The organism is Algoriphagus boseongensis (genome assembly GCF_004362805.1).
In the GTDB taxonomy this organism is placed as follows: domain Bacteria; phylum Bacteroidota; class Bacteroidia; order Cytophagales; family Cyclobacteriaceae; genus Algoriphagus; species Algoriphagus boseongensis.
Window position 1 is genome coordinate 906015 of record NZ_SNYF01000005.1, and the last position, 14937, is coordinate 920951.

Below are 14937 nucleotides of genomic sequence, written 5' to 3' on the forward strand. Positions count from 1 at the left end.
CAACAAATTCCCTTTAACAATTAAGGTTTATTTATTCACCAGATGCTTTGGTAAAAAAGATTCCGATCGATCGGAGCACCAAGTGTCAAAAAACAAAAAACTATGCCTAGATCAGTAAACGCGGTTGCGTCAAGAGCAAGAAGAAAAAAGGTTTTAAAGGCCACTAGAGGTTACTTCGGAAGAGGTAGCAACGTTTGGACTGTAGCCAAAAACAAATACGAGAAAGGTCTTCAGTACGCTTACAGAGACAGAAAAGCTAAGAAAAGAGAATTCAGAGCTTTGTGGATCCAGCGTATCAATGCCGGTGCTAGAGAGCTCGGAATGTCCTATTCTCAATTGATGGGTATGTTGAAGAAAGCTGATATCGAACTTAACAGAAAGGTATTGGCAGATCTTGCAATGAACCATCCTGAAGCATTTAAAGCTGTAGTTGAAAGAGTGAAATAAGGTTGGCACTACCTTATTTTGCGAAAGCCTTCCTTCGGGAAGGCTTTTTTTATTTAAAACAATTTAAAAATCCCATAAAGGGAAATCATTAAAATTGAAATTACGCTAAGCCAAAACATGATTTCAGACCAAAATTCAGACATGATCTGAAGTCCTCGATTCTTTTTTCTAAACTGCACAGAAGCCACAACAACAACCAATAGCAATACTGAACCGACTACTCCACCCGAAAGAATCATAAAGCCAGGCAATTCCACAAAAAGAAAGGTGATGACCCAAAGTATAGGTAGGATCCAGGCCAACAACTTAACCCACCTTTTTCGATTTGATTCATTATTTGCGGGTATCCAGCCAAATTGAGAAAAGACATCTGGAAACAATCTGGACCAGTAGGCAAGTGTAGCGAACACACTAGAATACAATGCAAAAAAAGCCCCTGTTAAATAACCCAGTCTAGCCCCTTGACCAAGTGATTCTGTATAGATATTGGCTACAAAATTTATCAATTCTGTTCCATCGGGAATTTCTTCCTGTTCATGTAATACAGCCGCACCCAATAAATAGAAGGAAGCTGTGACCAAAGTGTAAATAATCATGGCCAAAAAGGCATCGAGATACATAATTTTGATCCAAGCCTTAGCTCTCACTTTCCATTCTTCACTACCATCATTTGGCCCGGTATATTTTGCATATCCCTTTTCCTGGCACCAATAAGTGTAAGCAATAATTTCATCACTAGCCACACCAGTAATCCCAAATGCTCCAATAGCCACAAAAATCACCTCATTAGGTAGGTTGAAAGACAATCCAGACAATACCTCATCAATCGAAAAGCTAAATGGAGTAAAGAATAGACCCACCAAAGAAGCAATAGTAAAGATGGTAAACCCAAAAACCATCAGGGTGGCGACTTTCTCTATCAGATAATAATAGTTTTTGAAAATAAGTAGGCTAAGCGTGATGCCTAGAAGTACTACCCAAAATGAAACTGTTGCTACTGGAAAAATCAGTGACAAAACAATTGCTGCTCCGCCGAGCATTCCGCCTAATTGAAGAATTTTTAAAATGGTCAAGCCAAAAGTTAACCAAACAGTCCATTTTCCTTTTCCTAATTTCGGTCCAGACAGATTATTGAATTCGGCCATCAAGGGATTTCCAGTGATAATGGCATTTTTTCCAAATTCAAGTTGGATTGCTACTTTAATTAAGCAGCTTACCAGAATTACCCAAAAAGTAACAAAACCTCCTTCAGCCCCAAGGAGAGTAGTGGCAATTAATTCACCAGAACCTACAATTGATGCTGAGAGAATGAATCCGGGGCCTAAAAACCTAAGTTTTTGGAAAAAATTGTTGGGAGGATTTTGGATTGATTTCGGGTTCATTCGTTTTGAAATATACCCAAAAAAGAAAGTCCGCTAAATAAAAAAGGCTTCCATTTCTGAAAGCCTTTGTAGCGAGGACGGGAGTTGAACCCGTGACCTCAGGGTTATGAATCCTGCGCTCTAACCAACTGAGCTACCTCGCCATATTTTTTGTTAATAATTTCTTTTTAGCGTTGATTTTTGAAATTAATGGCTAAATTAAACCACCATCGATCTCCAAAAAACGGGTAAAATTCCATTTGAATTTTACAATTAGCCCCCTTTCTGAAAGGGAATGCAAATATGAGGTCTTGTACTTTGAAATGCAAGTTGAGTCTTAAGAAAAAGTGTGAAAAAATCACCTTTAAACAATCCTGTCATGGTTAAAAACAAATTTGTAGCTGATTATCAAATAAATGCTTCTAAGAAGATTGTGTTCCATTATTTAAGTACTGCGAGTGGGTTGGAAGAGTGGTTTGCAGATAATGTGCGAATTGACGAAGACAAAAATTACATTTTCAATTTCGACAATGAGGATCATTATGCCCGCTTAGCGGCTTTGAGAACAAATGTTCATGTCAAATTCGATTTTTTTGATCCCTCTAATCCAGAAAGTGATGATCATTCTTATATAGAATTCAAGCTGGAGGAAAATGAATTGACCCAATCCCTATTTTTAAAGGTGATAGACTATTCCAATGAATATGAAGATGATGAATTGGAGGCTATCTGGGATGGACTTGTCAACAAATTGAAGGAAATTATTGGTGGGTAATTGGTAGGGATTTACCAACTTTGAAACCGCAATAGAACTTCGCCGTATTTTCTCGGAGGATTTCCCGCCTAATGAAAAAATTAGATAAGCTTATTTTGGGCTCTTTTATCGGGCCCTTTATCCTTACATTTTTGGTTGTTGACTTCATTTTATTGATAGTCAACATGCTTAAGTATTTTGATGAGATTTTCGGAAAAGGATTGGGCTTTGCAATCTATGCAGAGCTGATTGGGTATTTCGTGATCAGTATTTCTCCGATGGCTTTGCCTTTGGCAGTTTTGCTTTCTAGCCTGATGACTTTTGGAAATTTAGGTGAACACTTTGAGCTCACAGCAATCAAAAGCAGCGGGATTTCCCTTACAAGAGCTTTGCGCCCAATAGGAATTTTTGCAGCTGTTTTGACAATTCTAGCCTATTTATCCAATAATTACCTCGTTCCAAAAGTCAATCTCAAGACCTTCAGTTTGCTTTATGATATCCGGACAAAGTCTCCTTCGCTTGATATAAAAGAAGGGGTTTTCTACGCTGGAATTCCAAACTATAGCATCAAAGTCAATGAAAAGCTGGATGATATTCGGCTAAGGGATATTATTATTTATAACCATGCTGATGGTCAGGGAAACTTGAATGTTACCCTTGCGGATTCTGGAAGAATGGAAACATTCATGAATGATTCCTATATGAAATTGACCCTTTATAATGGTCAAAATTATAAGGAAGCCCGATCGACAAGAGGAATAAGTGAGCCGCCGGTGGAGTTTTCAAGAACAAAATTTGCTGAGAATATCATGGTGTTTGACCTTTCTGCCTTTCAGCTAAATAGGACTCCAGAAGACCTTTGGTCTACCAATAGAGCTATTAAAAATATTGCTCAAATCAAAGATGGTTTGGATTCCATTTATTCCTTGGTCAATGATCTGAAATATCAGAATTACCAGACTGCAGAAGGCATTTATCCATTTTTTACCCGAAATAGAAAATTAACACCTCCAGCTGAAATAGCTGAAAGAAAAGCAAAAGACGATACCCTGAGAAAATTGAAAATCCTTAGAGAAAGGGAGTTGAATGATTCAATTTCATCTAACCTAAATACGGATGATTCAGTGGCAATTGATTCGAACCAAAAGGCAGTAGAGCCTACTAAGATTTCTTTAGAAACAACGGTCAGAAGTGAAAGAGCAGATTCCATACTAAGTCAAAAACTTCAAAGAAGAAAAATTGACACAGCAGTTCAATTTACCAAGCAGCCAGAGATTATTTCTACAGTAGATACTGCCGGAGTAGGGGAGAAAAAGCCGAAAGTGGTAAGGACAACACTTCTGACAGACGAAGAGAAGGCTAGAATTGATTCATTGATGTACAAGCAGGGTTATATTACCAATGCAGTAACCATGGCCCTAAATAATTCAAGAAATCTTAAAAACACCTTTAATGTAAAAGCTTCACAAGTAGATGCACACGAAAGGGAATATCGACGGTATGAAATCGCTTGGTATCAGAAATATACCCAAGCAATTGCCTGTTTTGTAATGTTTTTAATTGGTGCTCCCTTGGGATCTATTATTAAAAAAGGAGGATTGGGGTTACCTGTATTGATCTCCATTATCTTCTTCATATTGTTCTATATGTTATCCATCACAGGGGAAAAATGGGCAAAAGAAGGATTAGCCGATCCAATGTTGGGTACATTTTTCTCCAATCTATGCTTAGTTCCTTTTGGGCTGTTTTTCTTAAGACAAGCAAGGAAAGATGCTCGTCTTTTTGAGGCAGACTTTTACACAGGAATCCTCAAAAAAGTCAAAGGAGCCTTTCAAAAATGAAAATTTGGAGTTCTTTTTTATTATTGAATTTTTAGCTCTACCTTTGTGACTGTTTTATTAAATTTAGCTAAACATGTATTTAACATCAGAGAAAAAACAAGAGTTGTTTAAAAATCATGGACGGTTAAAATCTGCTACTGATACAGGTTCCCCTGAATCTCAGATTGCCCTCTTCACTCACAGAATCCAGCACTTGACCGAACACCTCAAGTCAAACAAGAAAGATCACTCCTCAAGACTAGGTTTGATGAAGCTGGTAGGTAAGAGAAGAAGCTTGCTAGACTACCTCCATAAGAAAGAGATCGAGCGTTACAGAGCAATTATTGCTGAGCTCGGAATCAGAAAATAATCCTTTCGGTAAGGTTCTCTATTGTTGAGAACCTTACTTTTTTCTTTTTTAAGGTTGACTATATTTTTAAACCTTAATCGCTTTAATTCTAACAAACATTTATGTTACCAAACTTAATCACCAAGTCCATCCAATTAGCAGATGGCAGAGAAATTATCATCGAAACCGGTGCTTTGGCCAAGCAGGCAGACGGTTCAGTAGTAGTGCGGATGGGAAAGACCATGCTTTTGGCCACAGTTGTTGCAAAAAAAGATGCTTTAGAAGGAGTTGACTTTTTACCACTTTCCGTTGACTATCAGGAAAAATTTGCTGCCTCTGGAAAGATTCCAGGCGGATTTTTGAAGAGAGAAGGAAAACTTTCCGATTACGAGGTTTTGATCAGTAGATTAGTTGACAGAGCTATTCGTCCGATTTTCCCGGATGATTATCATGCTGATACTCAGGTTGCTATTACCTTAATGTCATCCGACGATGAGGTATTGCCGGATTGTTTAGCGGGATTAGCTGCTTCAGCAGCCCTTGCTGTTTCTGATATTCCATTCAACGGACCAATCTCTGAAGTAAGAGTTGCTAAAATTGATGGAAACTTGGTATTAAATCCAAGTCCGAAAGCTTTAGAGACTGCATCCTTAGAGTTCATTGTAGCTGGCTCTATGGATTATATTTTGATGGTTGAAGGTGAAGCCAATGAAATTTCAGAAGATGAAATGGTGGAAGCTCTTCAATTCGCCCATGAAGAAATTAAAAAGCATTGCCAAGCTCAACTTGAGCTAACCAAACTGGTAGGCAAGGAGCAAAAAAGAGAATATTCTCACGAAAAATCTGACAAGGCTCTTTACGACAAAATGAGAGCTGAGCTTTATGATAAATTGTATGAAGCGGTAAGCCGTCAGATCCCAAATAAAAACGAGAGATCTGCCATCATCAAGGAAATCAAAGAAGCTTTTGTTCAAAGTTTAGGTGAAGATCATGGCTTTGAAGCAAGCCTTATCGGACCTTACTTCCACAAACTTCACAAAGAAGCTGCTAGAAATCTTACTTTGGATGAGAAGAAGAGATTGGATGGAAGAAAACTAGACGAAATCAGACCAATTTGGTCTGTAGTTGACTACCTTCCTTCTGCTCACGGTTCTGCAGTTTTCACCAGAGGTGAGACTCAATCAATTACTACTTGCACGCTTGGTACCAAAATGGACGAGCAAATGGTAGACGGAGCCGTTCTATCTGGTTACAATAAGTTCTTCTTGCATTACAATTTCCCTGGATTCTCGACTGGTGAAGTAAAACCAAACAGAGGTCCTGGTAGAAGAGAAGTCGGACATGGAAACCTCGCAATGAGAGCTCTCAAAAAGGTACTTCCGTCCGAAAATGAAAATCCATACACAATTCGTGTAGTTTCTGATATCCTTGAATCAAATGGTTCGTCCTCAATGGCAACCGTTTGTGCGGGTACTCTGGCATTGATGGATGCAGGTATCCAAATCAAAGCACCTGTAACGGGTATTGCTATGGGTATGATCTCTGATTCCAAAACAGGTAAATACTCTATCCTTTCAGATATTTTGGGTGATGAAGACCACCTAGGAGACATGGATTTCAAGGTGACAGGAACTTCCAAAGGAATCACTGCTTGCCAAATGGACCTTAAAGTAGAAGGTTTGGATTATTCAGTATTGAAGGAAGCACTCTATCAAGCTAAAGAAGGAAGACTTCATATTTTGAATGAAATCTCTAAGACTTTAGATGCTCCAAGACCTGACTTGAAGCCACATACTCCGAGATCATTCATGATGTGGATTCCTAAGGAGCTTATTGGTGCTGTAATCGGACCAGGAGGTAAAGTAATCCAAGAGATGCAGAAAGATACTTCTACCACTATCGTAATTGAGGAGGTAGATAATCAAGGTAAAATCAACGTATTCTCTGCAAATCAAGCAAACATGGATGCTGCTATTCGAAGAATCAAAGCGATTGTAGCTCAGCCAGAAATCGGAGAGGTTTATACTGGAAAAGTAAAAAATATTCAGCCTTTCGGAGCTTTTGTGGAATTTATGCCAGGCAAAGATGGTTTACTTCATATATCCGAAATCAAGTGGGAAAGACTTGAAAGTATGGATGGTGTGTTGGAACCAGGCGAAGAAATCATGGTCAAGTTAATTGACGTTGATAAAAAGACTGGCAAATTCAAACTTTCAAGAAAAGTTCTATTGCCAAAGCCTGAAAAACCAGCGGCTAAAGATCAAGCTTAAGAAACATTTGCTTATCTTATCAAACTAAATTTCAAATTCTCAAAATATCAACCCTGAATGAGGCAGCTAAAAATTAGCAAACAGATTACCAACAGAGAATCTCAATCCTTGGACAAGTATCTCCAGGAGATTGGTAAAGTGGACCTGTTGACAGCTGATGAAGAGGTAGTATTGGCAAAGCGTATTAGAGAGGGTGACCAACTTGCACTTGAAAAGCTTACTAAAGCCAACCTACGATTTGTGGTTTCTGTGGCTAAACAATATCAAAACCAAGGTCTTTCGCTTGGTGACTTGATCAACGAAGGGAATTTAGGTCTTATCAAAGCCGCTCAGCGATTTGATGAAACTCGAGGCTTTAAATTCATTTCCTATGCGGTTTGGTGGATTAGACAATCTATCCTTCAGGCTTTAGCAGAGCAGTCTAGAATTGTTCGTCTTCCTTTGAACAGAGTAGGTTCTTTGAATAAAATTTCCAAGACCTTTAGTGAATTGGAACAGAAATTCGAAAGAGAGCCATCTCCTGAGGAATTAGCAGAAGTATTGGAAGTAACTGCCTCAGAGGTAGTAGATACCATGAAAATTTCTGGTCGTCACGTGTCTATGGATGCTCCATTTGTACAAGGGGAAGAAAATAGCCTTTTGGACGTTTTGGAAAATGATGGGGACGAAAAGCCAGATGATGGCTTGATGACCGATTCTTTGAGAAAAGAAGTTCAAAGAGCACTATCTACGCTTACTCAAAGAGAAGCAGATGTGATCACCCTTTACTTTGGACTGAATGGTGAACATGCGATGACCTTGGAAGAAATTGGAGAAAAATTCAATCTTACTAGAGAACGAGTTCGCCAGATTAAAGAAAAAGCAATTCGAAGGCTTCGACATACATCCAGAAGCAAAACATTGAAACCCTACCTGGGATAACAATAAAAGGGGTGATGAACCCCTTTTTTATTTATACCTCGCTTAAGTTTTCCCGCTGAGAATTAGTAACAATTCTCACCTTAGGGAATTTTAACTTTCCCGAGTTTTGTTTCAATTTCATAAATGACAAAATTTAACCGATTAATACGCGCTATTAATGAATGAAGCTATTGAAAGGGTCAAAGTTCTGATTATAGGATCTGGCCCTGCAGGGTATACTGCAGCTATTTACGCCGCAAGAGCGGGAATGAGTCCAGTGCTTTATACAGGTGGACAGCCTGGAGGCCAATTAACCATTACCACTGACGTTGAAAATTATCCTGGCTATCCTGATGGTATCATGGGGCCAGAGATGATGGAGGATTTCAGAAAGCAAGCAGAAAGATTTGGAACACAGGTTCGTTATGGAATGGTGACTGCAGTGGATTTCTCTGCGCAACCTCACGTAATTACCGTGGACGACCAGAAAACCATTCATGCGGATACCGTAATTATATCCACAGGGGCTTCTGCCAAGTGGCTTGGATTAGAAAGCGAAACCAGATTGAATGGAAAAGGTGTGTCCGCATGTGCTGTATGTGACGGATTTTTCTTTAGAGGACAAGAAGTTGCAATTGTAGGAGCAGGTGATACCGCTTGCGAAGAAGCTGCTTACTTGGCTAACATTTGCTCGAAGGTTTACATGATCGTGAGGAGAGACGAAATGCGCGCTTCTCAGATCATGCAAAAGCGAGTGATGAATAATCCTAAAATCGAGATTCTTTGGAATACAGAAACTGATGAAATCTTGGGTGAGGATGAAGTAAAAGGAGTGAGAATTTTGAATAATAAAACCGGAGAAAAACGAGAAATCTCAATTTCTGGCTTCTTTGTTGCTATTGGACACCAACCCAACACAGCAATCTTCAAAGATTTTATTCATATGGATCAATCCGGATATATCAAAACCATTCCGGGTTCGACCAGGACAAATATTGAAGGGGTTTTTGCCTGTGGCGATGCCCAAGACAATGTCTATCGTCAGGCTGTAACTGCTGCTGGAACAGGGTGCATGGCGGCTTTGGATGCAGAACGCTTCCTAGCCGAACAGGAAAATCACTGACTGATTAATGAAAATTAACTACCTGAAAATCATATTAGGATTATGCTTGAGCATTGGTTTCTTTGAGGCCAATGCTCAAGTTTTTCCTAAGATTATCAAGAAAAATACTACACAAACTGGAGTCCCTGCAGAAAGAAGGAATATTGAACTTCGCCAATTTGATCAGGATACCTACCTGAGGACACTTACTTCCCAGACTGATTCCATTCTTTTCCAAGGTGATGTCAACCTTTCCCGAATGAGATCTATCATTAGCGAAGATCCATTGGGATTTATTTGGGCTCCAACCAATCAATTGGTGAAAATTTCTGAGCAAGTCCAGATTGATAGTATTTGGGTGACTGCCTTTGAATACTTTGCCAATTGGGATAGCAAGAAGGTAGATATCTATAATCTTGATATTCGAAATTTTCAGGACAGTCTCCAATTGAGACTTTACGATCCACGTTTTGGAATGAACTGGAAATTCCCCTTGGATGAATCCAAAAAGACCTCTGAATTTGGCGCAAGGTGGGGAAGAATGCATTATGGGGTAGACTTGGATCTGGAAACCGGTGATCCGGTATATGCTGGATTTGATGGAATCGTAAGGGTCAGAGCATATGATCGATATGGCTGGGGATATTTTGTCTTAGTAAGGCATAAAAATGGCCTAGAAACTTTGTACGGCCACCTTTCCAAACAAATCGCTGAAGTAGGAGATGAGGTAAAGGCTGGAGATATCCTTGGTAAAGGTGGGAGTACGGGTAGGAGTACCGGATCGCATTTGCATTATGAAATGAGGTACAAGGGACTGGCCTTTGATCCTGAAAACGTCTATGACTTTGATAAAGGGGAATTAACCAAACAGGATATTTTAATTTCGAAACAGTTATTTTCCCAAGTTGCAAAAGCTAGGGCTGCTGCCTACCATCGGGTGAAAAGAGGAGATACCTTAGGCTCTATTGCAAGAAGATATGGAGTAACGATAAGCCAAATAACTCGATTGAATGGAATCAGTACTAGATCTATTTTACGAGTTGGGCAAAATCTTAGAGTTAAATAGAAAGAAATGAAACTTGATATTTTGGTAATTGCGGCCCATCCTGATGATGCGGAATTGGGTTGTTCAGGAACAATTGCTGCACAAGTAGCAAAAGGCCATAAGGTGGGTATTGTTGATTTAACTTATGGAGAAATGGGTACCAGAGGTACACCTGAAACTCGACTTCAAGAATCTGCCGATGCTGCCAAAATCCTCAAGCTTTCTGCCCGAGAAAATCTAGGCTTCAAGGATATATTTTTTAAAGATGACGAAATGCATCAGCTTGAATTAATTCGATTAATCCGAAAATACCAACCGGAAATTGTTTTGGCCAATGCTATCCGAGATCGACACCCAGATCATGGAAAAGGTTCTTCCTTGGCTTCCAATGCCTGTTTTATGAGCGGCCTCCGAAAAATTGAGACGTATCTGGATGGAGAATTTCAACAAGCCTGGAGACCTAAATTTGTCTACCATTACATCCAAAACAATTACATCGAGCCGGATTTTATTGTTGATATCACTGATTTCTGGGATACCAAAGTAGAGAGTATCATGGCTTTCAAATCTCAATTTTACGATCCTAAAAGCCAGGAACCTTCAAGTTTTATATCCTCACCTGAATTCTTGCCCTTTATTGAATCAAGAGCAAGAGACTTTGGCCATAGGATCATGACCAAATACGGGGAAGGATTTACTGTGGAGCGATATATTGGAGTCAAAGATCTTTTTGACTTAAAATAATTAAGGGGCCAATCTGAAGATTTCCCAATTACTACCTTCTTTTGACTCAAAGCAGATTCTATCATGAAGTCTACTTGGTCTTCCTTGCCAAAATTCAAACTTCTTTGGTAATAGCCGATATCCTCCCCAATGAGGTGGCCTGGTGATCTCTTGAGTAGAAAACTTTTCCTCTAACTCCTTTATCCTATTTTCAAGAATACTTCTGTCCTCGATTTTTTCGCTTTGTGGAGAAGTCCAAGTTCCTATCTGTGATCCTTTGGGTCTGGAATGAAAATATTCATCAGATTCCTCTGAACTTACTTTTTCCAAATCTCCGGTTATCCGGATTTGTCTTTCTAATTCCGGCCAAAAAAAAGTTAAGGTAGCTTTTGGATTTTGCTCAATTTCTTTTCCTTTTGAACTTTCGTAGTTGGTGAAAAATAAGAAACCGTGATCCACACCCTTTAAAAGGACAATTCTTCCTGATGGATATCCATCTAAACCTAAGGTAGACAAGCACATGGCATTCACCTCCAAGACCTCAGAATCAACAGCCTCATCAAACCAGATTTTGAATTGGTGAAAAGGATTAGGATTTATATCCTTGATATCTAGGGTCTTAAGCGTGTAATCCTTACGAATGTCAGAAAGCTTCATTTTTGGTTTAGTTTGGATAGAAATTTTATCTAAAAGTATAATGCCCATTGGATTTTTAAAATTATGGGCTATATTTTTCCTGAAAACAATAACAACTCAAAAATGAATTCAGACCTAAACAAAAATCCTAATGCCGGAAATTTGCTCATCTCCGAGCCCTTCTTGCAGGATGAGAATTTTGTTAGGTCAGTGGTTTTGCTTTGTGAGAATAATGAGGAAGGGAGCTTTGGATTAATATTAAATAAGCCATCTATTCTCCATTTGGGCGAATTAGTAGAAGAACTCTCATTTTTAGATAACGAAGTCTATGTAGGGGGGCCAGTTGAGCAAAATACCTTGCACTTTATTTATTTCGATGAAAATCAGTTAAATGGAAGTGTTTCCATTGGAAAAAATATGTGGTACGGAGGGGAATACGAAGAATTGGTTGAAAAATTAAAATTGGGAATTATCCCTTCAGAAAAGGTTTTCTTTTTTATTGGTTATAGTGGTTGGGGACCAAAGCAATTGGAAGAAGAATTGAATGAAAATACCTGGATTGTTTGCCGCGAAGATATCGATGACCTGACCCTTCAAAATACGGAGGAGGATTTATGGAAAGTACTTTTAAAAAACATGGGAGGAGAATTTAAGGTCCTTGCAAATTATCCTTTAGACCCAAGATTAAATTAGGCAAAATGCCTACTTTTGCCCATATTGCCGTGAAATTGTAGCGTTTTTATGTCCGAGAAAAGTAACGAATTGTCTGAAAATGACAAGGTGACCCAAGCTTCTGCAGAAGAAGTAACAGGTAAGAAAGAAGTAAGTGAAAATCAGGTAGATTCTTCAGAGGAAGCAAATCCAGTTGAAGATTCAGCAGAAATACAGGAGGTTTCATCTGAAGTTGAAAGTCAGATTATTGAAGAAACTCCAACAGTAACCGAAAAGAATCCTGCAAAAGAGGAAGAAGCTCCCACTGAAGAGGTTTCCGCAGTTTCTGAATCATCGACCGTTGAAAATTCAGAATCTGAATCCCATGATTCAGAATTAGCTGAAGAGGAGGAGTCCGAAGAAGAAGATCTTGACCTTTCCGTGCTTTCCAAGGTTCAGCTTTTAAAATTGCTGAAGGATAAGATTCATCACGGAAATGTTCTAAAAATTGACAAACTGGCTCACGAAATCAAAGAAGCCTTTGAAGAGCTTGAAAATAAGGATAAAGAAGAAGCCCTGAATAAATTCAAAGCTGAAGGTGGAATTGAAGAGGATTTTGAATACCACTTGCACGAAGAAGAAAGGGAATTCCATAAGGTATTCAATGACTTCAGGCACCAACTTTACTCTCTAAGAAAAGAAGCCGAAAAGCAGAAAGAAAAGAATCTAGAAGCCAAAACTGAGCTTTTGAATAAGCTTAGAGATTTGGTTGACGGAGAGGAAACCACTCTTTCCATGAATGCGATTAAGGCTATTCAGGAAGAATGGAAGTCCATCGGACCCGTACCTGCATCTCAAAATAGAAACCTTTGGGCAAGCTTCAATGCTTTGATGGATCGCTACTATGACAATAGAAGCATCTATTTCGAGCTTAAGGAACTTGATCGTAAGAAGAACCTAGAAAGTAAATTAGAGCTCTGCGAAAAAGTAGAAGCGCTAAAGGAGGTTAAAGATTTAAAAGAAGCCATTAAGCAGCTCAACGAGCTTCATGAGGAATTCAAGCACGTCGGACCAGTACCGAGAAGTGATCAGGAAGAGCTTTGGCAAAGATTTAAAGGAGCTTCTGATGCCATTTATGATAGAAGAAAAGTCTATTATGAAGGACAGAAAGAAGTTTACAAGGAAAATCAAACTCAAAAAGAAGCGCTGATCGCTAAACTTGCTGAGTATGCAAATTTCTCAGCGGATAGAATTAAAGACTGGAATGCCAAAACCAAAGAAATCCTCGATATCCAAAAGGATTGGGAAAAGATTGGTCCAGTTCCAAGAGAGGCCGGAAAGGAAATAAATAAAGCTTTCTGGAGTGCCTTCAAGCAATTCTTCCACCATAAGAATTTATTCTTCAAGCAGCTGGATGAAGTAAGAGCTACCAACCAGAAGAAAGCTGAAGATTTAATTTCCCTTGCTGAAGCTTTGGTTGAAAATACCGATTGGCAGAACACTGCTAACCAGCTAATTAAACTTCAGCAAGAATGGAAGAAATTAGGTCCAACTCCTGAGAAATTCCGTGACGCTTTGTACAAAAAATTCAAGACTGCTTGCGATACTTTCTTCGAAAACAGAAGAAATTCTAACAAACAGGCTAACTCTGAATTCGATGCAAACCTTAAGAAGAAGCAGGAGGTAATTGCCAAGATTATTGAATTGGCTAAGGGTTCCTCAGCATCAGAAGATGAATTGACTGCATTGGTTTCTGAATTCAATGAAATCGGATTTGTTCCTAGAAAGAATATCAAGGACATCCAAAATGAATTCAAAGCGGCTGTAGAAAAATACCTTGACAAGCTTAATCCAAGTGGAGAAAACAAGGATGATTTCTTGTTTAGACTCAACTTGAATAAAATCCAGAATGATCCAAATGCTGTTAAAACTTTCAATAAGAAAGAGCATGGAATCAGAAAGCAGATAGCTGATCTGGAAAACAGCATCACACTTTGGAAAAACAACTTGGAGTTTTTCGCAGCCTCAAAAACTGCCGATAAACTCAAAGACCAATTTGACATCAAAATCCAAAAGGCAGAAGAAGAGATTGAAAAGCTGAAAAAGAAGCTTTCCATTTTGAGGGAATTTTAATTTTTCCATCTCAAAATCTGAGAGATAGCCATTGGTTTTAAATTTCTTGGATGTTGAGTTTGGAGTGAAAAGCCCATAAGCCTATATTTGCAGCACAATAAAGGAAGGCCTCTTTAGCTCAGCTGGTAGAGCAACTGACTTGTAATCAGTAGGTCGCTGGTTCGATCCCGGCAAGGGGCTCAAAAACCACTCAGAAATGAGTGGTTTTTCTTTTTAGTCCTTTTTAAATTTATGCATGCTTAATTTTTTTGTTTATATCCTTTATTCAAAATCAACAGATCGATTCTATGTTGGCCAGACGGTCGATTTGGAAAAAAGACTAGAGGAACACAATCAAAACACATACTCAAAAGCACATACAAAAAATGTAAATGATTGGGAAATATTTTTCACAATTGAATGCTCTTCAAGAAATCAAGCGATAAAAATAGAATCACACATTAAGAGTACAAGAAAAAGGAAATACTATCAGAATTTGAAGAAATATCCTGAAATCAGTCAAAAGTTAATTCAAAAGTATTCTTCATAATTCAACGGGTCGCTGCCCCGATAGCTATCGTGGGCGATCCCGGCAAGGGGCTCAAAAACCACTCAGAAATGGGTGGTTTTTCTTTTTATTCCTTTTTAAATTTATTCATGCTTAATTTTTTTGTTTATATCCTTTATTCAAAATCAACAGATCGATTCTATGTTGGCCAGACGGTCGATTTGGAAAAAAGACTAGAGGAACACAATCAAAACACATT

Annotated in this window: 15 protein-coding genes and 2 tRNA genes; 14 read left to right on the forward strand and 3 right to left on the reverse strand. The window is 38.7% G+C overall.

The window, feature by feature from the left end:
- Positions 1–102: 102 nt before the first annotated feature.
- Complete coding sequence (rplT, locus tag DFQ04_RS03965) at positions 103–447, forward strand: 50S ribosomal protein L20 (RefSeq protein ID WP_133552903.1); 345 nt, start codon at positions 103–105, stop codon at positions 445–447.
- A 53-nt stretch (positions 448–500) separates the two neighbouring features.
- Here the strand turns inward: rplT and DFQ04_RS03970 are convergent, their stop codons facing one another.
- Positions 501–1829 (reverse strand): Nramp family divalent metal transporter, encoded by a 1329-nt coding sequence (locus tag DFQ04_RS03970; RefSeq protein ID WP_133552905.1) that lies wholly within the window; start codon positions 1827–1829, stop codon positions 501–503.
- 69 nt (positions 1830–1898) lie between these two features.
- Positions 1899–1972, reverse strand: a tRNA-Met gene (locus DFQ04_RS03975).
- Positions 1973–2187: 215 nt separating this feature from the next.
- On the opposite strand from DFQ04_RS03975, the gene DFQ04_RS03980 reads away from it, so the two are divergent.
- From DFQ04_RS03980 to bshB1, 8 genes are all read left to right on the forward strand, one after another.
- Positions 2188–2583: an START-like domain-containing protein gene (locus DFQ04_RS03980; RefSeq protein ID WP_133552908.1), complete on the forward strand. Its 396-nt coding sequence runs from the start codon at positions 2188–2190 to the stop codon at positions 2581–2583.
- Positions 2584–2654: 71 nt separating this feature from the next.
- A complete protein-coding gene (locus DFQ04_RS03985; protein ID WP_133552909.1) occupies positions 2655–4403 on the forward strand; it encodes an LptF/LptG family permease in 1749 nt (582 codons plus the stop codon).
- Positions 4404–4476: 73 nt separating this feature from the next.
- Positions 4477–4752, forward strand: a complete 276-nt coding sequence (gene rpsO, locus DFQ04_RS03990) for a 30S ribosomal protein S15 (RefSeq protein ID WP_133552911.1) — start codon at positions 4477–4479, stop codon at positions 4750–4752.
- Between the two features lie 101 nt (positions 4753–4853).
- Positions 4854–7001: a polyribonucleotide nucleotidyltransferase gene (gene pnp, locus DFQ04_RS03995; protein WP_133552913.1), complete on the forward strand. Its 2148-nt coding sequence runs from the start codon at positions 4854–4856 to the stop codon at positions 6999–7001.
- A 57-nt stretch (positions 7002–7058) separates the two neighbouring features.
- Complete coding sequence (locus DFQ04_RS04000) at positions 7059–7922, forward strand: sigma-70 family RNA polymerase sigma factor (protein ID WP_026951708.1); 864 nt, start codon at positions 7059–7061, stop codon at positions 7920–7922.
- Positions 7923–8079: 157 nt separating this feature from the next.
- Positions 8080–9024 carry a thioredoxin-disulfide reductase gene (gene trxB, locus DFQ04_RS04005; RefSeq protein ID WP_133552915.1) on the forward strand — a complete coding sequence of 315 codons (945 nt, stop codon included), beginning with the start codon at positions 8080–8082 and terminating at the stop codon, positions 9022–9024.
- A gap of 7 nt (positions 9025–9031) precedes the next feature.
- Positions 9032–10069 (forward strand): M23 family metallopeptidase, encoded by a 1038-nt coding sequence (locus DFQ04_RS04010; protein WP_133552917.1) that lies wholly within the window; start codon positions 9032–9034, stop codon positions 10067–10069.
- Positions 10070–10075: 6 nt separating this feature from the next.
- Positions 10076–10792 (forward strand): bacillithiol biosynthesis deacetylase BshB1, encoded by a 717-nt coding sequence (gene bshB1 / locus DFQ04_RS04015; protein WP_133552919.1) that lies wholly within the window; start codon positions 10076–10078, stop codon positions 10790–10792.
- Here bshB1 and pdxH read toward each other — a convergent pair whose 3' ends face one another.
- On the reverse strand, positions 10793–11428 hold the full coding sequence (gene pdxH, locus DFQ04_RS04020) for a pyridoxamine 5'-phosphate oxidase (protein ID WP_133552921.1): 636 nt from the start codon (positions 11426–11428) through the stop codon (positions 10793–10795). It lies immediately after the preceding gene.
- A 102-nt stretch (positions 11429–11530) separates the two neighbouring features.
- Between pdxH and DFQ04_RS04025 the strand changes: the two genes are divergently transcribed.
- The 5 genes from DFQ04_RS04025 to DFQ04_RS04045 form a co-directional block, all read left to right on the forward strand.
- Positions 11531–12100, forward strand: a complete 570-nt coding sequence (locus tag DFQ04_RS04025) for a YqgE/AlgH family protein (RefSeq protein WP_133552923.1) — start codon at positions 11531–11533, stop codon at positions 12098–12100.
- A gap of 48 nt (positions 12101–12148) precedes the next feature.
- Positions 12149–14191, forward strand: a complete 2043-nt coding sequence (locus DFQ04_RS04030; protein ID WP_133552925.1) for a DUF349 domain-containing protein — start codon at positions 12149–12151, stop codon at positions 14189–14191.
- A gap of 107 nt (positions 14192–14298) precedes the next feature.
- A tRNA-Thr gene (locus tag DFQ04_RS04035) sits at positions 14299–14371 on the forward strand.
- Positions 14372–14426: 55 nt separating this feature from the next.
- A complete protein-coding gene (locus DFQ04_RS04040; RefSeq protein ID WP_133552927.1) occupies positions 14427–14720 on the forward strand; it encodes a GIY-YIG nuclease family protein in 294 nt (97 codons plus the stop codon).
- 107 nt (positions 14721–14827) lie between these two features.
- The coding region (locus tag DFQ04_RS04045; RefSeq protein ID WP_166637279.1) for a GIY-YIG nuclease family protein at positions 14828–14937 on the forward strand (110 nt) is incomplete at its 3' end.

Excerpts from the sequence above, each read along its gene's own strand:
- rplT (WP_133552903.1), top strand. The coding sequence starts at position 103 with ATGCCTAGATCAGTAAACGCGGTTGCGTCAAGAGCAAGAAGAAAAAAG.
- DFQ04_RS03970 (WP_133552905.1), bottom strand. The coding sequence starts at position 1,829 with ATGAACCCGAAATCAATCCAAAATCCTCCCAACAATTTTTTCCAAAAA.
- DFQ04_RS03980 (WP_133552908.1), top strand. The coding sequence starts at position 2,188 with ATGGTTAAAAACAAATTTGTAGCTGATTATCAAATAAATGCTTCTAAG.
- DFQ04_RS03985 (WP_133552909.1), top strand. The coding sequence starts at position 2,655 with ATGAAAAAATTAGATAAGCTTATTTTGGGCTCTTTTATCGGGCCCTTT.
- rpsO (WP_133552911.1), top strand. The coding sequence starts at position 4,477 with ATGTATTTAACATCAGAGAAAAAACAAGAGTTGTTTAAAAATCATGGA.
- pnp (WP_133552913.1), top strand. The coding sequence starts at position 4,854 with ATGTTACCAAACTTAATCACCAAGTCCATCCAATTAGCAGATGGCAGA.
- DFQ04_RS04000 (WP_026951708.1), top strand. The coding sequence starts at position 7,059 with ATGAGGCAGCTAAAAATTAGCAAACAGATTACCAACAGAGAATCTCAA.
- trxB (WP_133552915.1), top strand. The coding sequence starts at position 8,080 with ATGAATGAAGCTATTGAAAGGGTCAAAGTTCTGATTATAGGATCTGGC.
- DFQ04_RS04010 (WP_133552917.1), top strand. The coding sequence starts at position 9,032 with ATGAAAATTAACTACCTGAAAATCATATTAGGATTATGCTTGAGCATT.
- bshB1 (WP_133552919.1), top strand. The coding sequence starts at position 10,076 with ATGAAACTTGATATTTTGGTAATTGCGGCCCATCCTGATGATGCGGAA.
- pdxH (WP_133552921.1), bottom strand. The coding sequence starts at position 11,428 with ATGAAGCTTTCTGACATTCGTAAGGATTACACGCTTAAGACCCTAGAT.
- DFQ04_RS04025 (WP_133552923.1), top strand. The coding sequence starts at position 11,531 with ATGAATTCAGACCTAAACAAAAATCCTAATGCCGGAAATTTGCTCATC.
- DFQ04_RS04030 (WP_133552925.1), top strand. The coding sequence starts at position 12,149 with ATGTCCGAGAAAAGTAACGAATTGTCTGAAAATGACAAGGTGACCCAA.
- DFQ04_RS04040 (WP_133552927.1), top strand. The coding sequence starts at position 14,427 with ATGCTTAATTTTTTTGTTTATATCCTTTATTCAAAATCAACAGATCGA.